Origin of the sequence: Clostridium sp., assembly GCF_050717545.1 — a bacterium.
Classification (GTDB): domain Bacteria; phylum Bacillota; class Clostridia; order Clostridiales; family Clostridiaceae; genus Clostridium_AD.
This window is the reverse complement of the sequence record NZ_JBOITN010000028.1, coordinates 12412-37049: the sequence shown is the minus strand read 5'-3', so window position 1 is coordinate 37049 and position 24638 is coordinate 12412. Positions and strand designations below refer to the sequence as shown.

21 protein-coding genes, 1 other RNA gene and 1 riboswitch are annotated in these 24638 nt (G+C 31.3%); of the genes, 21 read left to right on the top strand and 1 reads right to left on the bottom strand.

What is annotated here, in order from left to right; all coding sequences use genetic code 11:
- Window positions 1-10 precede the first annotated feature (10 nt).
- Window positions 11-1090, bottom strand: a complete 1080-nt coding sequence (locus ACREVX_RS06430) for a CotS family spore coat protein (RefSeq protein ID WP_431543341.1) — start codon at window positions 1088-1090, stop codon at window positions 11-13.
- A gap of 208 nt (window positions 1091-1298) precedes the next feature.
- On the opposite strand from ACREVX_RS06430, the gene ACREVX_RS06425 reads away from it, so the two are divergent.
- The 21 genes from ACREVX_RS06425 (at window position 1299) to ACREVX_RS06325 (ending at window position 24574) form a co-directional block, all read left to right on the top strand.
- A complete protein-coding gene (locus ACREVX_RS06425; RefSeq protein WP_431543340.1) occupies window positions 1299-2327 on the top strand; it encodes a deoxyguanosinetriphosphate triphosphohydrolase in 1029 nt (342 codons plus the stop codon).
- Between the two features lie 227 nt (window positions 2328-2554).
- Complete coding sequence (dnaG, locus tag ACREVX_RS06420) at window positions 2555-4324, top strand: DNA primase (RefSeq protein WP_431543339.1); 1770 nt, start codon at window positions 2555-2557, stop codon at window positions 4322-4324.
- A gap of 22 nt (window positions 4325-4346) precedes the next feature.
- Window positions 4347-5444 carry an RNA polymerase sigma factor RpoD gene (gene rpoD / locus ACREVX_RS06415; RefSeq protein WP_431543471.1) on the top strand — a complete coding sequence of 366 codons (1098 nt, stop codon included), beginning with the start codon at window positions 4347-4349 and terminating at the stop codon, window positions 5442-5444.
- A 167-nt stretch (window positions 5445-5611) separates the two neighbouring features.
- Window positions 5612-6499 carry a PH domain-containing protein gene (locus ACREVX_RS06410; protein ID WP_431543338.1) on the top strand — a complete coding sequence of 296 codons (888 nt, stop codon included), beginning with the start codon at window positions 5612-5614 and terminating at the stop codon, window positions 6497-6499.
- A gap of 11 nt (window positions 6500-6510) precedes the next feature.
- Window positions 6511-7200 (top strand): tRNA (adenine(22)-N(1))-methyltransferase, encoded by a 690-nt coding sequence (locus ACREVX_RS06405; RefSeq protein WP_431543337.1) that lies wholly within the window; start codon window positions 6511-6513, stop codon window positions 7198-7200.
- Complete coding sequence (locus tag ACREVX_RS06400; RefSeq protein ID WP_431543336.1) at window positions 7191-8006, top strand: Nif3-like dinuclear metal center hexameric protein; 816 nt, start codon at window positions 7191-7193, stop codon at window positions 8004-8006. Before ACREVX_RS06405 ends, ACREVX_RS06400 begins: the two co-directional genes overlap by 10 nt.
- Window positions 8007-8057: 51 nt before the next feature.
- An RNA gene (gene rnpB / locus ACREVX_RS06395) (RNase P RNA component class A) lies at window positions 8058-8444 on the top strand.
- Between the two features lie 211 nt (window positions 8445-8655).
- Complete coding sequence (locus tag ACREVX_RS06390) at window positions 8656-12483, top strand: phosphoribosylformylglycinamidine synthase (protein ID WP_431543335.1); 3828 nt, start codon at window positions 8656-8658, stop codon at window positions 12481-12483.
- 138 nt (window positions 12484-12621) lie between these two features.
- Window positions 12622-12721, top strand: a riboswitch (purine riboswitch).
- Between the two features lie 129 nt (window positions 12722-12850).
- Entirely contained in the window at window positions 12851-13330 is a 480-nt protein-coding gene (gene purE, locus ACREVX_RS06385) for a 5-(carboxyamino)imidazole ribonucleotide mutase (RefSeq protein WP_431543334.1), read from the top strand.
- A 53-nt stretch (window positions 13331-13383) separates the two neighbouring features.
- On the top strand, window positions 13384-14091 hold the full coding sequence (gene purC, locus ACREVX_RS06380) for a phosphoribosylaminoimidazolesuccinocarboxamide synthase (RefSeq protein ID WP_431543333.1): 708 nt from the start codon (window positions 13384-13386) through the stop codon (window positions 14089-14091).
- 36 nt (window positions 14092-14127) lie between these two features.
- A complete protein-coding gene (gene purF / locus ACREVX_RS06375) occupies window positions 14128-15561 on the top strand; it encodes an amidophosphoribosyltransferase (protein ID WP_431543332.1) in 1434 nt (477 codons plus the stop codon).
- Between the two features lie 9 nt (window positions 15562-15570).
- The gene (purM, locus tag ACREVX_RS06370; RefSeq protein ID WP_431543331.1) at window positions 15571-16569 is read left to right on the top strand and encodes a phosphoribosylformylglycinamidine cyclo-ligase; all 999 of its coding nucleotides are present in this window, start codon (window positions 15571-15573) and stop codon (window positions 16567-16569) included.
- A complete protein-coding gene (purN, locus tag ACREVX_RS06365) occupies window positions 16557-17177 on the top strand; it encodes a phosphoribosylglycinamide formyltransferase (RefSeq protein WP_431543330.1) in 621 nt (206 codons plus the stop codon). The genes purM and purN overlap by 13 nt, the downstream gene beginning before the upstream one ends.
- Before the next feature lie 2 nt (window positions 17178-17179).
- On the top strand, window positions 17180-18682 hold the full coding sequence (purH, locus tag ACREVX_RS06360) for a bifunctional phosphoribosylaminoimidazolecarboxamide formyltransferase/IMP cyclohydrolase (RefSeq protein WP_431543329.1): 1503 nt from the start codon (window positions 17180-17182) through the stop codon (window positions 18680-18682).
- A gap of 105 nt (window positions 18683-18787) precedes the next feature.
- Window positions 18788-20032: a phosphoribosylamine--glycine ligase gene (gene purD, locus ACREVX_RS06355; RefSeq protein WP_431543328.1), complete on the top strand. Its 1245-nt coding sequence runs from the start codon at window positions 18788-18790 to the stop codon at window positions 20030-20032.
- A gap of 233 nt (window positions 20033-20265) precedes the next feature.
- Entirely contained in the window at window positions 20266-20532 is a 267-nt protein-coding gene (locus tag ACREVX_RS06350; protein ID WP_431543327.1) for an ATP cone domain-containing protein, read from the top strand.
- Between the two features lie 240 nt (window positions 20533-20772).
- The gene (locus tag ACREVX_RS06345) at window positions 20773-21144 is read left to right on the top strand and encodes an RDD family protein (RefSeq protein ID WP_431543326.1); all 372 of its coding nucleotides are present in this window, start codon (window positions 20773-20775) and stop codon (window positions 21142-21144) included.
- Window positions 21145-21161: 17 nt separating this feature from the next.
- Window positions 21162-22517, top strand: coding sequence for a 23S rRNA (uracil(1939)-C(5))-methyltransferase RlmD (gene rlmD, locus ACREVX_RS06340; protein ID WP_431543325.1), 1356 nt, complete (start codon window positions 21162-21164; stop codon window positions 22515-22517).
- Between the two features lie 264 nt (window positions 22518-22781).
- On the top strand, window positions 22782-23579 hold the full coding sequence (locus ACREVX_RS06335; RefSeq protein ID WP_431543324.1) for a thymidylate synthase: 798 nt from the start codon (window positions 22782-22784) through the stop codon (window positions 23577-23579).
- Window positions 23579-24076 carry a dihydrofolate reductase gene (locus tag ACREVX_RS06330; RefSeq protein ID WP_431543323.1) on the top strand — a complete coding sequence of 166 codons (498 nt, stop codon included), beginning with the start codon at window positions 23579-23581 and terminating at the stop codon, window positions 24074-24076. The genes ACREVX_RS06335 and ACREVX_RS06330 overlap by 1 nt, the downstream gene beginning before the upstream one ends.
- An 87-nt stretch (window positions 24077-24163) precedes the next feature.
- Window positions 24164-24574 carry a hypothetical protein gene (locus ACREVX_RS06325; protein ID WP_431543322.1) on the top strand — a complete coding sequence of 137 codons (411 nt, stop codon included), beginning with the start codon at window positions 24164-24166 and terminating at the stop codon, window positions 24572-24574.
- Window positions 24575-24638 lie beyond the last annotated feature (64 nt).

Here is a 24638-nt window from a genome sequence, read left to right as displayed (position 1 = left end):
TTATTTTGAATTATTTATGTTGATCTAAAGTTATTTTAAACTTATTTTCAATATAACTTTTAAATTTTTCAATAAAATCTAACTGGTATTGATTTTTGTTTGTTGCATTATTCAATAAATTTAAGAATGCTTTTTTATTACATTTATTAATATTTCCATAATAATCTCTTGATATTTTCCAATATCTTTGAGGGAAAGCTAAATAAACAAGAATATATTTATAATCATCCAAGGTTAAAGGTAATATTTTATCATACAATTCTAAAAAACTTATTGCAAGCTCTAAATCCCATTTTGTACTGTCTCTTTTAAGTAGACGACGCAGAGAATAGGAAATATCATGGGCACAATAGTCATTTCTACATTTATCAAAATCAATTACCCATATTTCATTATTAGTGTCAAAGATAATATTCTTATTAACATAATCAAGGTGGCATAGTGATTTTGTAAGGTTATTTAAATTTATGTCATAAGCAATGTCCGTTGAACACTTAGCGAGAGTGCTACTTGTTTCAAAATGTTCAAGATATAGTTTTGAAAAAGCATCATTATAGTTATAAGCTAAATTAGAAAAATTAAGAAGGCTTATATAGTGTTTATACATGGATGTACTTAAAGAACTGTAGTCTTCTTTCATGGAACTACCGCATATAGGCATAAAGTTAATACTTACTTTATGCATATTTGCAAGATTAGTACTGCATACTAAAATATGATTGATATTATTATAATCACATTTTACTCCAACAATCCAGGGGGTAAGTATAAATAGCATATTATTATAGTTTACAAACCTGTTATTATTGTTTGTTTTAAGTATCCTAGGTACGTGAATATTATTTCTGTGCAGCCATTCTATAGCTGAGTATACAAATAACAAATCTTTTATTGAATAATAAACTTTTTTCAAACAATAAGATTCACCGTAGTAATCTACTTTGTATACAGCCCTTTGTTTATCAGTATCTTTAAATTTTATTTGAGATATATCAGCATTTGTTAAATTATATTGAGGTAGAATGTATTTTTTTACATTTTCTTCAGATAATAAATCTATGTTATTAAAGTTTTTAGCCGTAGAGGGCATCTTAACACTCCTAAAAATTATTACATTATAATAATATTAATAAAATATTAATATTATACGTCTATAAGAAAAAAAGGGAAATTAATTTAACATGTAGAATATTAACTATGGTAGCTTTAAAAAATAAAACTCAGTGGGAATTTAAATCTCCTTCTGAAGTCGTTATACTGTAGCTCCGCAGGAGATGATTTAACTTAGGAGGAAATTTATGAACATTCGCCAAAAGATAGAAAATAATGAAAATAATAGCATTATAGGATATGGGGCGTTATCCTTAAATTCAAAGGGTAGGGATAAATTAGAAGATAGAGATGATATAAGAACATGTTATATGGTTGACAAAGATAGGATAATATACAGTAAATCATTTCGTAGACTTAAACATAAGACTCAAGTATACATAAAGACTAGTAGTGATCATTATAGGACGAGACTTACACATACTTTAGAAGTTGCGCAGATTGCCAAAACTATAGGGCGAGGCATAGGACTCAATGAAGACCTAATAGAAGCTATAGCAATGGGGCATGACATAGGGCATGTACCTTTCGCACATAATGGGGAAGAAGTGCTTAATAATATTTTGCCACAAGGATTTAGGCATAATGAAAACAGTATTAGAGTGCTTACAAAAATAGAAAAATTGGGGGCAGGGCTTAATTTAAGTTTGGAAGTATTAGATGGAATTCTTAATCATAGTGGATTTTCTTCTGAAAGTCTAAAGGCTGCTACTTTAGAAGGGCAAGTTGTTAGATATAGCGACAAAATTGCATACGTAAATCATGACATAGATGATTCTATAAGAGCTGGATTATTAACAAATTCAATGTTGCCAGTGACTGCAATTAAAATACTGGGATCAAAACATGGAAAGAGGATAGATACTTTAGTTAAAGATTGTATATATAACACCATAAATAACTTAGATAGAGGAGATATAAGTATATCGCTTAGCCCAGAAGTTGGAAGTGCATTAGGAATTTTAAGAAACTTTATGTTCGATAATATATACAAAGGTGAAATGTTAAAGGAAGAAAGGCAAAAAGCACAATTTGTAATTACTAATGTATTTACATATTACTACAATAATCCACATTCTATGCCTGAATTTTACAAAACTATAGTTGAGAATGAAGGTTTATATGCAGGAGTAGCGGATTATATTTCTGGTATGAGTGATGATTATTGTTTAATGCTTTTTAATAATTTGTATGTTCCAAAATTTGTTATATATTAAAATATAAGGATAGATATTGAGGGTTTAAGCTATATTTATAAAAAAAAACAAAGAAAAAAAATAAAAAACAAAAATAATGAAGGAAATTTGCATTTTATAAAGAATATAGTATAAGCGAACAAAATTATTATGAAAGAAAATGAAAAATAAAAAAAAGAAGGATAATTAAGATTTTTGTCGAATAAAAGTATAATGTGAATTTATATAAGTAAGGTGGTAATAATCTATTGATTGCTGAAGATGTCATCCGAAAAATAAAGGAACAAAATGATATTGTGGATGTAATATCTGAAAGAGTTAAACTAAAAAAAACAGGAAGAAATTATACTGGGCTTTGTCCTTTTCATAATGAGAAGAGTCCGTCGTTTACTGTATCTCCCGAAAAACAAATTTATAAATGTTTTGGATGTGGGGAAGCTGGGAATGTAATTAGTTATATTATGAAGGATAGGAATGTAACTTTCCCGGAAGCTGCAAGGATACTAGCCGAGAAGGCTAATATTAGTATAGGGGTAGACAGTGATGAGAATAGTGCGCAAAAAGCCATGTACGATAAAATGTACAAAATTAATGTGGAAGCTGCTAGGTATTATTATGACAATTTGAGAAAGGATAAGAAAGCTGAAACATATTTCGCTTCTCGCGGTATTACGCAAGCTACTATGAGAAAATTTGGTTTAGGGTTTTCTTTCGATAAATGGGATGGATTGTTATTATACCTAAAAAAGAAAGGTTATTCGGAACTTGATTTATTTAATATAGGGTTAATTACCAAAAGTCCAAAAGGGTCATATTATGATAGATTTAGAAACAGGATAATGTTTCCTGTGTTTGATTATAAAGGTAGTGTCATTGGATTTGGAGGAAGGGTTTTAGATGATTCAAAACCTAAATATTTAAATTCACCAGAAACGCCTTTATTTCATAAAGGGTTAAATCTTTATGGACTCAATTTTGCACTCAAAAACAGTAAAACTCGAATAATAATAATTGTAGAGGGGTATATGGATTGTATATCACTTCATCAACATGGGTTTTCTAATGTTGTTGCGTCGCTTGGGACGGCACTTACTATTAACCAAGCAAAATTATTAAAGAGACATGTAGACACAGTTATAATTTCTTTTGATGCTGATTTTGCTGGTCAAGCCGCAACTTTAAGGGGACTTGAAATATTAAAGGGTGAAGGGTTTGATTTAAGAATTCTTATAGTTCCAAAGGGTAAAGATCCTGACGAATATATAATAAAAAACGGAAAGCAGGCCTTTCAAAAACTGGTAGATAATGCTCTTCCTTTAATAGATTATAGGATTAAAAGAGCAACTGATGGAATAAATTTTACAAATAGTGAAATGATAATACAGTATGTAAAAAAGGTCACTGAGATAATTATAGAGTTGGATCCTGTGGAAAAGGATGTATATATAAAAAAGGCATCTGAGGAGACAGGGATCAAAGAACAAGCAATATATGACTTATTAAGTGAAGAAATGAATAAAAATTCAAAAAAAACAAGAAAATTGAATATACAACAGGATTTTGGACAAAAATTATATTTAGAGCCTGCTTATATTAAGGCTGAAAGAAATTTATTGAAATTTATGTTTATTAGTGAAGAAAATTGTGATTATGTTACTAGCAATATGGATTTAGAGCAATTAGTACTTCAAAGTCATAAAAGTATATATAGTTTAATTGTTGAATATAAAAGTTTAACAAATACTGAAAAAATTAAAAATATAGAGTTTATGTGCAATGATATAGAGTGTACAAAAGAATGGATAAATACTATGGAAGTTGAGTTTTCTGGAAATGAAGAATATCATAAAAAGCTTATAAATGATTGCATTAAACAACTGAAAAAATTCAAGTTAGAGGAGTCGAAAAAACAAATTATGAATAAAATTAAAGAGTATGAATCAAAAGGATTATTAGAAGAATCTATAAAACTTGCTCAAGAACTTGTAGAATTACAAAGAAAATTAAAAGAAATATAGTATTAAGAAAGGAGGTAATATGATGAAGGATAAAAGTTCAAAAATGACTATAGTCAAAAAACTTATTGAAAAAGGCAAAAAAAAGGGATCCTTAACTTATAAAGAAGTAATGGATGAACTTTATGAAATAGATTTAAGCCCAGAACAAATAGAAAAAGTTTATGAAGTTTTAGAATCAATGGAAATTGATATTATAGGGAATGTGCATGAAGCAACGGCGCCTGCTACAGGAGCTCAAGCAGAAGCTGAACCAGAAGTTGAAGAACTTGATGTTAGTATCCCAGAGGGTATTTCTATAGATGACCCAGTTCGTATGTATTTAAAAGAAATTGGAAAAGTTTCTTTATTATCGTCGGCAGAAGAAATTGATCTTGCAAAAAGGAATGAAGAGGGAGACCTTGCTGCTAAGAAGAAACTTGCAGAAGCTAACTTAAGACTTGTAGTAAGCATAGCTAAGAGATATGTTGGACGAGGAATGTTATTTCTAGATCTTATTCAAGAAGGTAATTTAGGCCTAATCAAAGCTGTAGAAAAATATGATTATAGAAAAGGTTTTAAATTCAGTACTTATGCAACTTGGTGGATTAGGCAAGCAATAACTAGAGCAATAGCCGATCAAGCAAGGACAATTAGAATACCTGTGCATATGGTTGAAACTATAAATAAGCTTATTAGGGTTTCAAGGCAATTGCTACAAGAACTTGGACGTGAACCTCAACCAGATGAGGTTGCTGAAAAAATGGAAATGCCAGTTGCGAAAGTTAGAGAAATTATGAAAATTGCACAAGAACCAGTATCTCTTGAGACTCCTATTGGTGAAGAAGAAGATAGTCATTTAGGTGATTTTATTCCTGATGATGATGCCTTAGCGCCTGCAGAGGCTGCTGCATTTACAATGCTAAAGGAACAATTAATTAACGTTTTAGACACACTTACCCCTAGAGAAGAAAAGGTTCTAAGATTAAGATTTGGACTTGATGATGGTCGCGCGCGAACTCTTGAGGAAGTTGGTAAAGAGTTTAATGTAACTCGTGAGAGAATTAGACAAATTGAAGCCAAAGCTCTACGTAAATTAAGGCACCCAAGCAGAAGTAAAAAACTAAAAGATTATTTAGATTAAATAATCTCCTGCGAAGCTGAAATGTCGTTAAAAATAGACTGTCAAAGATTATTATATCTTTGGCAGTCTTTCTGTTTTTTAGATCACTGTAAAGATCCTTGTAAATATGGAATAACATTTACAAGGCTTACTTAAATATGATATAATATGCGTTAGAAGGTGATTAAATGGATAGTTATGTAACAAGGCGAGGTCACGGTTTATGGTTTATAATTCTAATGACGGTATTATATAATATATTAATCTTATTTTTACTTAATTTTACGAACTCATATATTGTAGGGATTTTATTAAAGATTTTATTAGTGTTCTGTAATGTATATCAGGTATATTACATAGCTCTGTTTGTTTCACTTAAATGCACTATTGATGGAGAAAATCTTGGAATTTATGCTATTTGGACATTAAGAAAAGTAATTATTCCATTGAGTGAAATTGAAGGATACACATTGTCAACAGGTACAATTAAAGGAGTTAAACTTTATGGGTTATCTGCGAATGGTTTTGCCATGGGCAAATTTGTAATTGACAAAATTGGGTTATCTAAAATGTTAGTCACAGATAACAAAAATGTTTTTTACATAAAAACTAAACAAATAAGTTATGCAGTATCACCGCTAAATTATAAAAAGTTTGAAGAGAAATTAATAGCTAATCATATAAATAGCGTAGAGTGTGAATATAAAATGAATAATAGTTACAATCTTCATAAGGATAAACACTTTATAATACCTTTAACTTTAGTAAGTATAGTAATACTAATATTAACACTTAATCCACTTATATTATATTTAAAAGATGTTATACCTACTATTATGCCATTAAGTTTTGACGAAAAATTCAATCCCATAAAAATGGGTACAGGTAAGCAATTTGCATTTACACAAATGGTTTATGGAGTATTAAATATGGCATTGCTCTTTTGTATGTATTATGCAAGTTATTTTTGCGCAAAATATGATAGGAAATCGGCATATAAATATATTTATTTATCTCTATTTGTGGCGATAATATTTTTAATTTTACAATTTAGAATATTAATTAATTTTAGATAAGGATGAAGAGTATGGACATTAGCGAAAGATTAAAAAAAATTGCAAATATGATAGAAGATTGTGATACTATTGTGGATGTAGGCACGGATCATGGGTATGTTCCTATTTATTTAGTTAAGAGAGGCGTGATAAAAAAAGCTATTGCGTCTGATATAAATAGAGGGCCAGTTCAGAAGGCTAAACACAATATAATACTTAATAAAACATTCAGGCAAATTAGTTGCAGACTTGGAGGTGGTCTCTCCACAGTTAAAATTGGGGAAGTCCAGGTAGCAATTATTGCAGGAATGGGTGGTAATTTAATAAGAGATATCATGGAAAATGACTTAGATATTGTTAAAGAATTTAAATATATGATACTTCAACCAGTTCAAAATGCTGAGGTGCTTAGAGAATATTTATATACTACTGGATATAATATTCTTAATGAGGAAATTTGCGTTGAGGATGGAAGGTTTTATGAAATTATTAAAGTAAGATATAACAATAAACCTAAAGTGGTGGAGAAGATATATTATGAGATAAGTGAGGTATTATTAAATAAAAAGCAGCCAGTAATGCAAAAGTTTATAGAATATAAATTGCAAAAATATTTTAAAATATATGACACTTTAAATGAAGAAACCATATCGTCGAAAAACAGAAAAGAACAAGTTTATAATATTTCTATCAAACTTAAGGAGTTTTTAAAATGTTTTTAAAAGTTAAGGATATTGAGGATATTATGGAGGATTACGCACCGGAGTTCTTAAAAGAAGATTATGATAATGTAGGACTTATGGTTGGAGATAAAGAGGCCATAGTTACAAAAATCTTAATCGCTTTAGATTGTACAATGGATATAATTGATGAGGCAAAGGAAAAAGGATGTAATTTTATACTAAATCATCATCCGCTTCTTTTTATTAAACCTAAAACTATTACAATGAATACTTTAGTTGGGGAAAAAATTATAAACCTAATTAAAAATGATATAAATGTATATGCTAGCCATACAAATTTAGATTCAACTAAGGGTGGGATTAATGATATTGCAACTGAAATCTTAGGATTTGATAAATATACTATTATTGAACCAGTGGGAAATTGTAATAATGGAATTCCTCATTTTGGTTTGGGTAGACTAGTGATGTTGGATGAGCCTATAAGTCTTGATGTTTTATGCGATAATGTTAAGAAAGCCTATAATACCAAATATATACGGTATGTAGGAAAGGGTGATGATTTAATAAAAACTATTGCTATAATAAATGGTAGTGGAGAAGACTTTTTTGAAAAGAGCATAGAAATGGGTGCAAATTGTATTATTACTGGCGACACTAAATACCACGCTGCTTGTAATTTGTTAGAGGAAAAGGTAGCGATAATAGATGCTGGACATTTTGCATCGGAGTGGACGCCATTTAAAATATTTGGAGAAAAGTTTAAAAATATATTATTGAAAAATGGATATAATAATGAAGTTGTATTTTCTGAGAAAACTTTTGACCCATATAAAATCAAGTAATACTGAAATTGTAATTGCTTTTGATTAAATAGTATGATATCATAGGTTTTGCGAGTAAGTCAGACAATCGCTGCTAAAGTATTGCATGCAGTATTTTAGGAGAGGAACGTCCGAGCTCCATAGAGCAGGGTGCTGGGTAACCCCCAGTGAAGGCGACTTTAAGGAAAGTGCAACAGAGATATACCGCTAAAGGTATTTTAAAGTTTAGTTTACTAAGTTTTAAAATATACTAGCAAGGATGGAAAGGTGAGGTAAGAGCTCACCAGCGCACTGGCGACTTTGCGGCTATGTAAACCCCACTTGGAGCAAGATCGAATAGGAGAACATTATGGGGCTGCTCGTCCCGTTCTCGGGTGTATCGCTTGAGCCTATTGGTAACAATAGGCCTAGATAGATGATTGTCTAATACAGAACTCGGCGTATAGATTTACTTGTACCAAAAAACATTCACTTTATAGTGAATGTTTTTTTTGCGTGTAAAAAGTTGAATTTAGAAGTTTTATGGTATGCAAGGAAAATTAAATATGCTTTATTTATAAAATAGACTTTTATAATTGAGTAAACTATACTATAATCTTAATATAACGAATTATAAAATATATTTAATGAGTAATATTCGTATAAATTTTAATTTTTGGAGGTATTAATCATGGAAAATAAGATATATAGGTTATATGTAGAGAAAAAAGCGAACTATGATATTGAAGGTAAAAAAATATTAAGAGATATAAAAGTTAATCTAGGTATAACGGGTCTTGATGGTCTTAGACTAGTTAATAGATATGACATTATGGGAATATCAGATCAGCAGTATCATTTATCAATAAACACAATTTTTTCAGAACCTACGGTAGATAATGTGTATGAAGAAGAATTAGATATTCAAAATGGAGAAACAATGTTTGCTATTGAATTTTTGCCTGGTCAATATGATCAAAGGGCAGATTCTGCATCGCAATGTATACAAATTTTAACCCAAAAGGATAAACATATAGTTAAAACTGCGAGAGTTATTGTATTAAGTGGAAAGATAACTAAAGTTGAATTAAATAAAATTAAAGAATATTGCATAAATTCCGTAGATTCTAGAGAAGCAAATTTGGAAAAGCAAAAAGATTTAGAGCAAATTTTTGATGAGCCAAAGCAAGTTAAGATATTAGAATCTTTTATTAATAAAAGCGATATAGAACTTGAGGAATTCTTGAAAATTAATGGGCTTGCTATGAGTTTTGAGGATCTCAAATATTGCAGCGATTATTTTAGAGAAACCCAGAAGAGAAACCCAACTATAACAGAGATAAAAGTTATAGATACATATTGGTCAGATCACTGTAGACATACTACTTTTAATACTGTAATTGAGGACGTTAGTATTGAAGAAGGGAAATATTCTAAACCAATTCAGGCGGCTTATCAGCAGTATTTGGATACTAGAGAGTTTGTTTATGGTACTTCTACAAGTCGTGATGTAACACTTATGGATATGGCTGTTATCGGAATGAAAGATTTAAGAAAACAAGGGAAATTACAAGATCTTGATGTTTCAGACGAAATAAATGCTTGTAGTATAGTTATTGATGCAAATATTGATGGAGAAAAAGAAAAGTGGCTTGTAATGTTTAAAAATGAAACCCACAATCATCCTACTGAAATAGAACCTTTTGGTGGCGCGGCAACATGCCTTGGTGGATCAATAAGAGATCCATTATCAGGTAGAAGTTATGTATATCAAGCAATGCGTGTTACAGGTTCAGGGGATCCTAGAGCGAGAATTTCAGATACTATAAAAGGTAAACTTCCTCAAAGAAAAATAACGCTTGAAGCTGCCCATGGATTTAGTTCTTATGGGAATCAAATAGGACTTGCAACAGGACTTGTTTCTGAAATTTATGATGAAGGATTTGTAGCTAAAAGAATGGAAGTTGGAGCGGTTATTGGAGCGGCGCCGTATAAAAATGTAATAAGGGAGCAACCGTTAGCATCCGACGTTGTTATACTTCTAGGAGGAAAGACAGGTCGTGATGGGTGCGGTGGAGCTACAGGGTCATCGAAAACCCACAGTGAGAGTTCAATACTAACATCAGGTGCAGAAGTTCAAAAGGGGAATGCACCTACAGAGAGAAAAATTCAAAGATTATTTAGAAATGCTAATGTTACAAGACTTATAAAAAGATGTAATGATTTTGGTGCAGGTGGAGTATCAGTAGCAATTGGTGAACTTGCAGATGCCCTTGTAATAAATCTAGATAAAATTACTAAGAAATACGATGGACTTGATGGTACTGAGCTTGCAATCTCCGAATCACAAGAACGTATGGCTGTTGTTGTTAGAAAACAAGATGCTAATATATTTATAAAACTTGCAGAGAAAGAAAATTTAGAGGCTGTAGAAGTCGCGCAAATAACTGATGATAACAGGCTAAAAATGGTATGGAAGGGAGAAACTATTGTTGATGTAAGTAGAAGTTTCTTAGAGACCAATGGAGTGAAGCAGCGTGCAGATGTTAAGGTGCCTGCCCCAAAAGAAAGTGAATATTACTTTTCAAAGGATGATACATATAATATAGGAGAGTCAAAATCAATAAAAACTTTATGGAATGATACCTTATCAGATTTAAATGTTTGTAGTAACAAGGGATTATCAGAAAGATTTGATAGCACTATAGGGGCAGGATCAGTACTAATGCCATTTGGTGGAAAATTTCAGAAAACACCAATTCAATCTATGGTTGCAAAACTTCCTGTACTTAGAGGGGACACAAATACGGGTACAATAATGGCTTATGGATATAATCCTAAATTATCAACATGGAGTCCATTTCATGGAGCAGCATATGCCGTAATAGATTCTGTAACAAAGGTCGTAGCAAGTGGAGCAGATTATGAAAATGTTAAACTTACATTCCAAGAGTATTTTGAAAAATTATCTAAAGATCCTCAAAAGTGGGGCAAACCATTTTCAGCACTTTTAGGAGCTTTTCGCGCACAAAAAGAATTTAGCATAGCAGCTATTGGTGGAAAAGATAGTATGTCAGGCACTTTTAATGATATGAATGTACCACCAACTTTGGTTTCCTTTGCGGTAGACGTTATAAACACAGACAAGGTTATATCTCCAGAGTTTAAAAAAGTAGGTAGTAAGGTTATTTTAGCTAGTGCTAACACAAGCGACGATGGATTACCTGATTTTGAAGAACTAAGGCAGAACTATAAATTAGTAAAGAAGTTACTAGATGATGGAAAGGCATTATCAACTTATGCTGTTGGAACGGGTGGAGAGGTAGCCGCTATATCTAAAATGTGTTTTGGTAATAATATAGGGTTCACTTTTGAGAACGATATTGATGTAGAGAGTATATTTAAAGAGGATTATGGAAGCATAATAATGGAAATAGATAGTGATAGTGTTGAAAATTTAATTAAAGAAAACTCAAATATTAAGTTGTTAGGAATTACTGATGCTAAACCATTTATTAAGTTACTGGGAGAAACTATTAGTTTAGAAGAAGCACTAAGTAGCTGGGAAGGTCCTCTAGAAAGCGTATTTAATACAAAAGTTAGTCGCTTAAAAGAAGATGTCAAAAAAGAAGTCGCTATATCAAAAGATGATATAGCCATTAAAAGTTATAATAATGATAAAAATCAAAAAACTATATATGCACCTAGTATTAAGATAGCAAAACCTAGAGTTATAATTCCTGTGTTCCCGGGTACCAATTGTGAATATGATTCTATGAGAGCTTTTGAAAAAGCTGGCGCACAGGTGGAAGTTATGGTGTTAAATAATTTATCGTCAAGTCATATTGAAGAATCTATAAAGGTAATAGCAGATAAAATAAAAAATTCTCAAATTGTTATGCTTCCAGGTGGATTTAGTGCTGGAGATGAACCAGATGGTTCTGGTAAATTTATAGCAACATTTTTTAGAAATCCTATTATACGCGAAAGCATAAATCAGTTATTAGAAAATAGAGATGGATTAATGCTAGGAATATGCAATGGATTCCAAGCACTTATAAAACTTGGACTTTTGCCTTATGGGAAAATAACTGATATAACAACCGACAGCCCAACATTAACTTATAATGAAATTGGCAGACATGTATCTTGCATGGTACAAACTAAAGTAGTTTCAACTTCGTCTCCTTGGTTTAGTAATTTAAAAGTTGGAGATATACACTCAATCCCAGTATCACATGGTGAAGGTAGATTTGTAGCAAATGATGATGTTATTAAAAAATTATTTGAAATGGGTCAAGTCGCTACTCAATATGTAGACTTTGAGGGCACACCAAGTTATGATATAAACTTTAATCCAAATGGTTCAATGCATGCTATTGAAGGTATTACTAGCTTAGACGGAAGAGTTTTTGGTAAAATGGGTCACTCTGAAAGAGTTGGTAAAAATATTGGAATTAATATACTTGGTAATAAGGATCAAAAAATATTTGAGGCTGGAGTAAATTATTTTAAGTAAAATACGAACAATACATTTTAAAAAAGTAGTTAAACCTTTATTTATATAAATAAACACGAACAATATTACTGGAGAGAATATTAATGTATTGACTTAATAATGTATAAATGTTACCATTAAAACATATTAAACATATAAAATATAAATAATTAGTTCATCGATATATTTCTAGGAATAAGGCTTAGAAGTTTCTACGAGAGGCCGCTCGCTTCTCACTATTGGTGGATCTTGAATTGACCTTATAAAAGGGCAGGTATTTTGTCCTTAGTTCAAGATTACGCCATAAAAAAAGTTTTTTTGTGGCGTAATCTTTTTTTATTGTTTTTTATAAAAGTTGAATAATTTGTATATTTAGGGAGGCAAACTAATGAAGGTAGGAATTATTTTTGGAAGTAAATCTGATATAGATATAATGAAAAATGCGGCAGCGGCACTTAAAGAATTTGAAGTAGAGTATGAAGTGCATATACTGTCAGCTCACAGAGTACCTGAAAGATTATCACAGGTAATAAGGGAAATGGAAAATGAAGGCGTTGAATGCATAATTGCAGGGGCAGGACTTGCAGCGCATCTTCCAGGAGTAATCGCATCTCAAACAGTACTTCCAGTGATTGGAGTTCCAATTAAGGCGGCTCTTGGAGGCATAGACTCATTACTTTCAATTGTTCAAATGCCAAAAGCTATTCCCGTAGCTACTGTTGGAATCAACAACAGTTATAATGCCGGAATGCTTGCAGTTCAAATCTTGTCTCTTAAATATGTGGATCTTAAAGATAAATTAATTACATATAGAACGGAAATGAAAGAAAAATTTATAGCAGAAAATGAAGAACATATCGAATTATAAAATGAAATTATAAAAATAAATCATAAAAATTAAATATTAAGGAGTGGTTGTAAATGGGAGAATCAGTATTATTATATGAGGGAAAGGCTAAACAAATATTCAGCACAGACAATAAAGACGAGATTAGAGTATACTACAAAGATGATGCAACAGCATTTAATGGTGTTAAAAAATCACAAATTGAGAAAAAAGGAGTTTTAAATAACAGTATAACTACTATGTTATTTGAAATATTAGAGAAAAAGGGCGTAAAAACTCATTTTATTAAAAAAATAAGCGAAAGAGAACAACTTTGCAAAAAAGTTGAAATAATACCTTTAGAAGTAATAATAAGAAATGTAGCAGCTGGTAGTATGGCAAAAAGGTATGGTATAGCAGAAGGAACGAAGCTTAAAATATCAGTAATTGAATTAAGTTATAAAAATGATGAGTTAGGAGATCCACTTATAAATGATTATCATGCAGTAGCTATGGATCTTATTACTTTCGAGGAACTCGGACAAATATATAAAATGGCTTTCGCAATAAATGATATTTTAAAGGAAGTTTTCCTTAAACAAGGAATTGATTTAATAGATTTTAAAGTAGAATTTGGAAGATATAAAGGAGAAATAATTTTGGCAGATGAGATATCACCAGATACTTGCAGATTTTGGGATGTTAAAACTGGAGAAAAACTAGATAAAGATAGATTCAGAAGAGATTTAGGAAATGTTACAGAGGCTTACGAGGAAATATTAAGCAGAATTAAGCAAAGCTAAGTGATGTTTATAAAAGAATAAAGAGGAGGTATTTCTTTGAATAAAGCTGTAGGATTAAACGAAGTAATTATAAATGATGAAGACAAGTTTAAAGACGAATGTGGTGTTTTTGGGATTTTTGCAACTGATAAAGACTTAGACGTCGCTACTCTAACTTATTATGGACTTTATGCTCTCCAACATAGAGGAGAAGAAAGTGCTGGAATAGTTTTGTCTAATGGGGTAAGTCTTACTTGTGAAAAGGCCATGGGACTTGTATGTGATGTTTTTAATGAGAAAAAACTTAAAGAAATGAAGGGTTACTCAGCTATTGGTCATGTTAGATATTCAACATCTGGATGTAGTGAAGTTAAAAATGCACAGCCACTTTTAAGTAAATCTAAACTTGGAGACATTGCTATAGCTCATAATGGTAATTTAGTAAACGCTGAGGTAATAAGAGATTTGCTTGAAGATTGTGGCTATATGTTTCAAACGTCAATAGATTCAGAAGTAATATTAAACTTAATTGCTAGAGGCGCAAAAAGAGGTATGGAAAAAGCTGTAGTGGATGCAATACAAGCAGTTAAGGGTTCTTATGGAATAGTTATGCTTACAAGGGATAAACTAATAGGTGTTAGAGATCAAAACGGTATTAGACCTCTTTGCATAGGAACTATAGGCAACAGTTATGTTATTGCATCCGAGAGTTGCGCACTTGATGCGGTAGGTGCTGAATTTTTAAGAGATGTTAAACCTGGTGAGATAGTAATAATTGATAAAAACGGACTTCAATCCATTAATTTTGCTGAGAAAACTAAAAATGGAACTTGTTCATTTGAATATATATATTTTGCAAGACCAGACAGTACAATTGATGGAATTAATGTGTACACTTCAAGAGTGGCAGCTGGAAAGCAGCTGTATAAAGAATCTCCAGTAGATGCAGATATGGTTATAGGAGTTCCAGATTCAGGCCTTGCGGCAGCGATTGGATATTCTGAGATATCTGGAATACCTTTTGGCATAGGCCTTATAAAAAACAGATATGTAGGTAGAACATTTATAAGCCCGACTCAAGAAATTCGCGAACGTGCAGTTTCAGTAAAATTAAATGCGTTAAAGATAAATGTAGAAGGCAAGCGAGTTATACTTATAGATGATTCAATAGTTCGCGGAACTACTAGCAAAAGATTAGTTGATATTCTGCGCAAAGCTGGAGCAAAAGAAGTTCATTTTAGGGTTTGTTCACCAGTAGTAAAATATCCATGTTATTTTGGAATTGATACACCTTATAGAAAAGATTTAATTGGATCTAATACCACAGTTGAGGAAATAAGGCAAGATATATGTGCAGATAGCCTAGGGTATCTAAGTATAGATGGATTACTTAGTACATTAGGACATACTGAATTTTGCTTAGGCTGTTTTAATGGTACATATCCAGTATCAGCTCCATATGAAGATGAACAAGAGAGAATAGAAAGGTAGGGGATATTTATGATAACTTATAAAGATGCAGGTGTTAATATTGAAGAAGGATATAAATCAGTAAAACTTATTAAAGAATATGCAGCGGCAACATTTACAAAAGGTGTTTTAAATCATTTAGGAAGTTTTGCTGGTATGTTTGAAATAGGAGAAGGTTATAAAAATCCTATTTTAGTTTCAGGTACTGATGGAGTAGGAACAAAACTTGATATAGCTTTTAGAATGAAAAAATATGACACTGTAGGAATTGATTGCGTTGCTATGTGTGTTAATGATGTCCTTTGTCATGGTGCAAAACCCCTTTTCTTTTTAGATTACATAGCTTGTGGTAAATTAGATTCTAATGTATCATCAGAGCTTGTTAAAGGCGTATCTGATGGATGCATTCAATCTAATTGCGCGTTAATAGGCGGCGAAACTGCTGAAATGCCAGGGTTTTATAGAGATGGCGAATATGATATGGCAGGGTTTACTGTTGGTATAGTTGATAAGCACAAAATTATTGATGGGTCTGCTATTAAAGACGGTTATTCACTTATTGGAATTGAGTCTTCAGGCCTTCATAGCAATGGGTACTCACTAGTTAGAAAATTAATACCAGATTTAGATAAAGATTTTAATGGAGAAAAAATAGGTAAAACACTCTTAACTCCAACAAGAATTTATGTGAAAACTATATTAAATCTTTTGGATAAATTTGATATAAAAGGAATGGCACACATAACAGGTGGTGGTTTTTATGAAAACATACCAAGAATGTTTAATGGTGATTTCACAGCAGTAGTAGATAAAAATAGTTTTAATAGACCAGATATATTTAATCATCTTATTTCACTTGGTGTAACAGAAGAACATATGTTTAATACTTATAATATGGGAATTGGATATGTATTATGCGTTGAAGATAAAGATGCTCAAAAAGTTATAAAAACTATTGATGATTTAGGTGATAGAGCATATAAAATTGGTCATGTTGAAGCTGGAGGTGGCGGAGTTTGCTTAAAATAGCCGTACTGGTATCAGGAAGCGGAAGCAATCTTCAAGCTATAATAGATAATATTGAAAGCGGAAACCTCGATTGCTCCATAGAAGCAGTAATCAGCGATAAAAAAAATGCTTATGGAGTTGAAAGAGCAAAATCTAAAAATATAAATACTTATATATTAGATAGAAAACAATTAGGCACTGGGCTTTCAGATGAAATATTAAGGATTGTTGACGGAAAAGTAGACTTAATAGTGCTTGCTGGATTTTTATCTATACTTCAAGGGGAACTTCTAGGGGTTTTCAAAAATAAAATTATTAATATTCATCCATCCCTTATACCATCTTTTTGTGGTGGTGGGATGTATGGATTAAAAGTTCATGAAAAAGCTATAGAGATAGGCGTTAAATTTTCTGGGTGCACTGTACATTTTGTAGATGAAGGTACAGATTCAGGTCCGATTATAATCCAAAAGGTTGTGGACGTTTATGCTGCGGATGATGCAAAAGATTTACAACAAAGGGTACTTGCTCAGGAACATAAGGCATTACCAGAAGCTATTAAGTTAATTAGTGAGAAAGCAATAAAAATTGATGGAAGAAAAGTATTAGCTATTGGAAAGGTGGAATAATAATGATTAAAACAGCACTTATTAGTGTTTTTGATAAAAATAATGTTTTAGAACTTGCAATATCACTTCAAAATAACGGTGTGGAAATTATATCTACAGGTGGAACTTTTAAATATTTAAAAGAAAATGGAATAAAAGTTTCGGAAATTTCTGATGTTACAGGATTCGAAGAAATATTAGATGGGAGAGTTAAAACATTACATCCAATTATTCATAGTGGAATACTGGCAATTCGTGATAATAAGCAGCACATGGCAACAATTAAAGCTAAAGGTATAAACACTATTGATATGGTAGTAGTTAATCTTTATCCTTTTTTTGATAAGGTTTCGCAAGATATAAGTTTTGAGGAAAAAGTTGAATTTATCGATATCGGTGGACCAACAATGCTCAGAGCAGCAGCGAAAAACTTTAAGGATGTTATTGTACTTAGTGACACTCATGATTATAAAAACATTATAGAAAAGATGGATGCTAAAGAAAAAGTAGATTTTGACACTAGAAAACACCTAGCAGGCAAAGTGTTTAATTTAATATCAGCATATGACTCAGCTATTAGTAATTTCTTACTTGGAGAAGATTCATATACAGACTATCTTTCTATATCATATAAAAAACAAATGGATCTGAGATATGGCGAAAATCCTCATCAAAGTGCAGCTTATTATGTATCTGCTGCGGGAAGTGGTGCAATGAAGGATATCCAGCAACTGCATGGCAAAGAATTATCTTATAATAATATAAAAGATATGGATATTGCATGGAAGGTAGTATGTGAATTTGAAGAAACTGCTTGTTGCGCGTTAAAACACAACACACCTTGTGGAGTAGCCACAGGTACAAGCGTACTTGATTGTTATAAAAAGGCACATGATTGCGATCCAATGTCTATTTTTGGAGGTATTGTTGCATTTAATAAAAAGGTAGATAAAGTAGTAGCGCAAGAACTTGCAAAAATATTTCTAGAGGTAGTCATAGCTCCAGATTTTGACGATGACGCACTAGAGGTTCTAGAAAAAAAGAAAAACATAAGAATTATAAAATGTTTAAGCAAAGCAGTTGGCACAAAGAATATAGTTAATGTGGATGGCGGAATATTAGTGCAAAGTGCAGATAATAAATTAATGGAAGATATAAAAATAGTTACTAAGAAAAGCCCAACAGATAATGAAATGAAAGATATGATATTTGCTATGATAGTAGTGAAATATGTTAAATCAAACGCTATAGTAGTGGTTAAGGATGGAGTAACTAGGGGCATTGGCGCTGGGCAGGTAAATAGAATATGGGCAGCAGAGCAAGCATTAGAAAGAGCAGGAGATGGTACAATCCTTGCATCAGATGCATTCTTTCCATTTGGAGATGTTGTTGAGCTTGCTGCAAAATATAATATAAAAGCGATTATTCAACCCGGTGGTTCTATTAAAGATATACAATCAATAGATGCGTGTGATAAAAATGATATTTCTATGGTGTTTACTGGAATAAGACATTTTAAACATTAAGATAAATTAGTCGTTAAAATAGAATTTTAACGGCTTAAGTTCATGATGGAATAACTTAGTTATTCCATCAATTTTAATTTATATAGATAAAGGGGATGGATTTATATGAAAGTGTTAATTATTGGGTCAGGTGGACGCGAACATGCTTTAGTCGTAAAGACATTAGAGAATTCTACTGTTTCGAAAGTTTATTGCGCTCCTGGTAATGGTGGAACTAGTCGCGAGGAAAAGTGTGAGAACATTAATATTACAAAAATGGATGAATTATTAGCGTTCGCTATAGATAATAAGATAGATATTACAATAGTTGGATCAGAGGAATGGCTTGTACAAGGGATTGTAGATAAGTTTAAAGAAAACGGACTAAACATATTGGGACCAAGTAAAAAAGCTGCACAACTTGAGGGAAGTAAATCTTATTCTAAAGAATTCATGAAAAAATACGGCATAAAAACAGCTGAATATGAAGTTTTTGAGAAAGAAGATGAAGCTATAGAATATTTGAAAAACTGTAAGTATCCTGTAGTAATTAAAGCAGATGGCTTAGCTGCAGGTAAAGGAGTAATAATCTGTAATGAGTTTGCCACAGCTAAAAAAAGTATAAATGATTTTATGGTATTAGATATATTTAAAGGCAGTGGTAAGAAAATTGTGATTGAAGAGTTTTTAGAAGGTGTAGAAGCATCAATTCTCTCTATAACAGATGGCAAGGTTATAATTCCTTTTGTATCTTCAAAAGATCATAAACAGATATTTAATAATGATAAAGGACCTAATACTGGTGGCATGGGAGCAATAGCTCCAAATCCATATTGCAATAAAGAAGTATTAGATGAATTTTACAAAAATATACTAACTCCTACGCTTATTGGAATTCAAGAGGAAGAGATGGACTATACGGGCATAATATTTTTTGGAATAATGATAACTAAAAAAGGTGTATATTTGCTTGAATATAATGTAAGATTTGGAGACCCTGAAACACAAGCAGTTCTTCCACTTATGAACAGTGATTTTATAGAGCTCGTAATTTGCGCTTTAAAAGGAGACCTTAAAAACTTTAATTTACAATGGAATGATGGGTTCTCTTGTTGCCTAATTGCAGCATCAAAAGGGTATCCAGGTAGTTACAATAAAGGAATTGAAATATGTGAAATAGACAAATTAGAAGGCAAGTTATTTCTAGCAGGAGCGATTTGTGATGAAGGAACTATGAGAACAAATGGTGGAAGAGTACTAGGAATAACGGGGTTTGGTGGAACACTAGAAGAGGCAAGAGAAACGGCTTATGTTGACATGAAAAAAATTAAATTTGATGGAATGTATTATAGAAATGATATAGGAAAATAGAATTAAGAAAATATAGATTATAAGTGAAGGCGAGTTCTCTCCTTAGGTAATAAATTATCTTTTAAAATGTGAGTGTCATATTTTTGGCACAGTATTTATTAAAATAACTTGAATATTGTGAGTACATTCTATATGATAGTAATATATTAGTAAATTTTAGGAATGAACATAGAAAAAGGTAATAATATAACATTTAATTGTAAAGGATATTTATTGAATAGGAGATGATAAGTGTGAAAGTTTTAAAAAGAGATGGTAGAGTTCAAGATTTTGATTTAAGTAAAATAAAAACTAGTATATATAGGGCTTCCGATGATGCCGATCAACCTTTAAATGAGTCAGATATTGATAATATTGCTGAAGATGTTGAAATAAGTATTAAAGCTCTTCAAAAGGATACTATTAGTTTTGATGTTATTCATGAATTAGTGCTGGCTAAATTAGAGAAATCAGGGTTTAATACATTATCTAAATACTATAACCTAGGAAGTTTGGAATAATACAAGTGAAATGAGATCAAATATCTAATTAAAGAAAGAAGAAAACCTTATAAATACTGGTTTTCTTCTTTCTTTAATTAGTGTCATTTAAAATAATTCTGTGAGCATTCAATAAGCTATTGATTTATAGGACATAAATACGTATTATGTATAGTGGGAGTAAAAAATTATAAAATTTCCACCATTAAGGAGTTAATAAAATAAACGTTATTATAAATAACGATGTTAGGAGGATTTGACATGCTAGAACAAAACGAAAAAACGGAAAATGGGAAAACTATTGAAGATTTAAATAATATAGACGATAAATACTCAAGGAGAGGTGAAGAACTTATGGAATCAAAGGGTAATAAAGGGATAAAGCCTAGATTTATAGATGCATTTAAAGCTAGTTTCATAGATATAATACTTGTAGGGGTTATAACAACTGCAGGAGTGTACGCGGCTGATATGTTGCTTAAATTATCAGGATTTTCTATAACTCAGAAATTTCAAATGTCATTTATAGTTTTTGTAGTTGTTATGTTACTATACATGAGTATCATGGAAAGTTCAAAAAAGTCTGCCACAATTGGTAAAAAAATAGCTGGGTTAATTATTACAAGAAGATAGGAGTTTGAGTAAATAATATGCAAAAAAGAAAAGAATACGAATTTTATATAGAAAACTTAGAATTCCCATCACAAGGAATAGCATATCACGAAGGTGAAAAAGTTTTGATAAAAAACACATTGCCAGGACAAAAGGTAATTGCTAAAGTATCAAAAAAGAAAAAAATAGGTGTTGAAGCAAAACTTGTAAAAATACTTGAGGATGTAGACTATAAAATTGAGCCTAAGTGTACTATTACAGAATTTTGTGGTGGTTGTAGTCATCAATTCCTTTCTTATGAAAAACAATTGGACTTCAAAAAACAACAGGTATTAAAGCTGTTTGAAGAAGCAGAAATAGAAGATTTCGAATTTTTAGGTATAGAAAGAAGTCCTGAAGTATTTGAATATAGAAATAAGATGGAATTCACATTTGGAGATTTTCTAAAAAATGGCGAACTAACTTTAGGTATGCATACAAAAGGCAGAAGCTTTAGCATTGTTACTGTTGATGATTGTAGAATTGTGGATGTGGATTTTAGAGAAATTTTAAAACTAGTATTAGGTTATTTTAAAGAACTAAAATTGCCACATTATAAAGTAATGGAGCATGAGGGTTATTTAAGGAACTTAGTTGTTAGAAAGGCAAAAAACACTGGTGAGATTTTAGTGAATATTGTAACTACAACTCAGATAGATTTTGATCTAAGTGAAATAACAAATTTTCTCAAAGAATTAAAATGTGATGGAACTATTACAGGAATAATACATACATCTAATGATTGTTTATCGGATATTGTTCAATCTGATAAAACTGAAATATTATTTGGAAGAGATTATATTATTGAAAAATTATTAGATCTTAAATTTAAAATTAATCCTTTTGCTTTTTTTCAAACCAATACAAAAGGAGCAGAAAAGCTTTATAGCTTAGTTAGAGACTTTTTAGGTGATTCTAGCGATAAGGTAGTATTTGATTTATATTGTGGAACTGGGACTATAGGGCAAATTGTTGCAGCTAAAGCTAAAAAAGTTTTGGGAATTGAATTAATAGAAGAAGCGGTTGCAGCGGCTAATGAAAATGCCAAAATTAATGGATTAGATAATTGTGAGTTTATAGCTGGTGACATTGCAAAAGTTATAAAAGAGGTAAAATATAAGCCGGATAGTATTATTTTAGATCCTCCAAGAGCAGGAGTTCATCCTACAGCACTTGATTATGTAATAAAATTTGATGCAAAACATATCGTTTATGTTTCTTGTAACCCTAAAAGCCTTGTAGTTGATTTGAAAGAAATGATTGACAGAGGATATAAGGTTAATAAGGTAATATTAATGGATATGTTCCCGCACACACCACACATTGAGACTCTTGTGGATATAGTAAAAATTTAATTTTAATAAACCATTGTATAGCTAAGGAAAGAGTTTCCTTAGCTATATTTTTTAGAATAAGGGGTTACTATAATGCAGTTTAAGCAAATGGATTAACTAGATTCGAATTAATAAGTATGAGGTTAGCCATTTGTGTGTTAATATGTAATATGTGTACGTAAAATTAAAATTAGAGCATTAATATGATATACAAGGTTTAGAGAGGATGTGAATATTTAGTGAGAAGGGGGACGCAACACGTGCCAATTCTCACTAATGATAAATATGTTAAATGAAATGGATAGACAATACCTTAAGATAGCTGATAAAATTATTAAAAAAGGATATTATGATCAAAATCGTACGGGAGTTGCAACGTATAAACTTCCTCATCAGATTATGCAATTTGACTTAGAAGAAGAATTCCCAATACTTACAACTAAATTTGTTGCATTTAAAACCGCAGTAAAAGAATTACTTTGGATATTTAAAGACCAATCAAATGACGTTAAAAAACTTCAAGATCAAAATGTACATATATGGGACGAGTGGGCAGACGGTGACGGAACTATAGGCAAAGCTTATGGATATCAAATAGCTAAATACCACCAAATTGATCTTCTTATTGAGGCTTTAAAAAATAATCCTCAAGACAGAAGAATGATGATGAACTTATGGAATATAGAGGATCTTCCTGAGATGGCACTTCAACCTTGCTGCTTTTTAACTTTGTGGGATGTAACCGGCGGAAAACTAAATTGCATGTTAGTACAAAGGTCTGGAGATATGGCTCTTGGAGTACCATTTAATACAAGTCAATATGCTGTTTTGGTTCATATGATAGCTCAAGTTACGGGCCTTAAGGCGGGACTATTTACTCACGTTATAAACAATGCACACATATATGAAAATCATATTGAAGGTTTAAAAGTACAACTTTCAAGAAAAGAAGAAGCGCTAGAGGCACCTAAGTTTTGGATTAATCCGGAAATTAAGGATTTCTATGATTTTACCCCTGAGGATGTTAAACTTATAGATTATAAGCACCTTGGAAAAATAAATATGGGGAGCGTGGCTGTATAATGCTTACATGTATTGTTGCAATTGGAGAAGATTTTGCTATAGGTAAAGAGAGTAACCTGCTTTGGCATTTTTCAAAGGATCTAAAAAGATTTAAACAAATTACAACTGGACATACCATAATAATGGGAAGGAAAACATTCGAATCGCTTCCTGGTATACTGCCTGGCAGGCATCATATAGTTATTACTCAAAATAAGAATTTTGTAGTAGATGATGATAGGGTGACTGTCTTACATTCTAAGGAGGAATTATTATCATCTTTAAAGGATGATAAAGAATACTTTCTTATAGGTGGAGGAGAGATTTATAAGTTATTACTTCCTTATTGTAATAAAATACACTTAACGAAAGTAGAAAAAACATATGATGCAGATACATTTTTCCCAAAGCTGAATTATTTGGAGTGGAGCAGTGAACTTGAGGAAATCGGATATATTGATGAGAACCAAACAATACCATATAGTTTTTTAACATTAGAACGTAAGGCTACAACTTAATATTTCAACAATTTTCTTAATAAATGTACCCTTTTTTATTTGAATCGCATACTTAAGTAGTATAAATTCAATTAAGGAGGGTACGTTATGGTAGAAATAATTATACAATATGTGTTAATTATTCTTTTAGTAGCAGGTCTTGCTTATTTAGCTTATTTGTTAAAAGATAAAGACATTAATCTAAAAGAAGATTACTTTGGTCTTGCTTATATAATACTTGGTTCGCTTGCAACTAATGAATCCACACCTGAAAATGCGAAGAAAATTATTAGAATTGTTTCAAAGGCAGTGCAGTTTGTAGAAAATAACTATAGAAATAGCGAGAATACATTTAAGGAAAAAGAAGCTATTAAGATAGCAAAAGGTTGGACTACCTCGTTAAACTTTCAAATTAATGTGGATGATGAAAGTTTAAAATATTTGGTGAGAATCGCAGCGGCATTATTGCCACCAACTAATAAACCAATAATAATAGAAACTTTGGCACCAAAATTATAGGTAATTAAATGAATGGCCGGCAGGAGAAAGTTACTTCGCCGGTCAATAACTTTGTAAATAAGTA

What these genes read in the sequence shown, in the direction of transcription:
- ACREVX_RS06430 (WP_431543341.1), bottom strand. Translation starts at nt 1,090, where the DNA reads ATGCCCTCTACGGCTAAAAACTTTAATAACATAGATTTATTATCTGAA.
- ACREVX_RS06425 (WP_431543340.1), top strand. Translation starts at nt 1,299, where the DNA reads ATGAACATTCGCCAAAAGATAGAAAATAATGAAAATAATAGCATTATA.
- rpoD (WP_431543471.1), top strand. Translation starts at nt 4,347, where the DNA reads ATGAAGGATAAAAGTTCAAAAATGACTATAGTCAAAAAACTTATTGAA.
- ACREVX_RS06410 (WP_431543338.1), top strand. Translation starts at nt 5,612, where the DNA reads ATGGATAGTTATGTAACAAGGCGAGGTCACGGTTTATGGTTTATAATT.
- ACREVX_RS06405 (WP_431543337.1), top strand. Translation starts at nt 6,511, where the DNA reads ATGGACATTAGCGAAAGATTAAAAAAAATTGCAAATATGATAGAAGAT.
- ACREVX_RS06400 (WP_431543336.1), top strand. Translation starts at nt 7,191, where the DNA reads ATGTTTTTAAAAGTTAAGGATATTGAGGATATTATGGAGGATTACGCA.
- ACREVX_RS06390 (WP_431543335.1), top strand. Translation starts at nt 8,656, where the DNA reads ATGGAAAATAAGATATATAGGTTATATGTAGAGAAAAAAGCGAACTAT.
- purE (WP_431543334.1), top strand. Translation starts at nt 12,851, where the DNA reads ATGAAGGTAGGAATTATTTTTGGAAGTAAATCTGATATAGATATAATG.
- purC (WP_431543333.1), top strand. Translation starts at nt 13,384, where the DNA reads ATGGGAGAATCAGTATTATTATATGAGGGAAAGGCTAAACAAATATTC.
- purM (WP_431543331.1), top strand. Translation starts at nt 15,571, where the DNA reads ATGATAACTTATAAAGATGCAGGTGTTAATATTGAAGAAGGATATAAA.
- purH (WP_431543329.1), top strand. Translation starts at nt 17,180, where the DNA reads ATGATTAAAACAGCACTTATTAGTGTTTTTGATAAAAATAATGTTTTA.
- purD (WP_431543328.1), top strand. Translation starts at nt 18,788, where the DNA reads ATGAAAGTGTTAATTATTGGGTCAGGTGGACGCGAACATGCTTTAGTC.
- ACREVX_RS06345 (WP_431543326.1), top strand. Translation starts at nt 20,773, where the DNA reads ATGCTAGAACAAAACGAAAAAACGGAAAATGGGAAAACTATTGAAGAT.
- rlmD (WP_431543325.1), top strand. Translation starts at nt 21,162, where the DNA reads ATGCAAAAAAGAAAAGAATACGAATTTTATATAGAAAACTTAGAATTC.
- ACREVX_RS06335 (WP_431543324.1), top strand. Translation starts at nt 22,782, where the DNA reads ATGTTAAATGAAATGGATAGACAATACCTTAAGATAGCTGATAAAATT.
- ACREVX_RS06330 (WP_431543323.1), top strand. Translation starts at nt 23,579, where the DNA reads ATGCTTACATGTATTGTTGCAATTGGAGAAGATTTTGCTATAGGTAAA.
- ACREVX_RS06325 (WP_431543322.1), top strand. Translation starts at nt 24,164, where the DNA reads ATGGTAGAAATAATTATACAATATGTGTTAATTATTCTTTTAGTAGCA.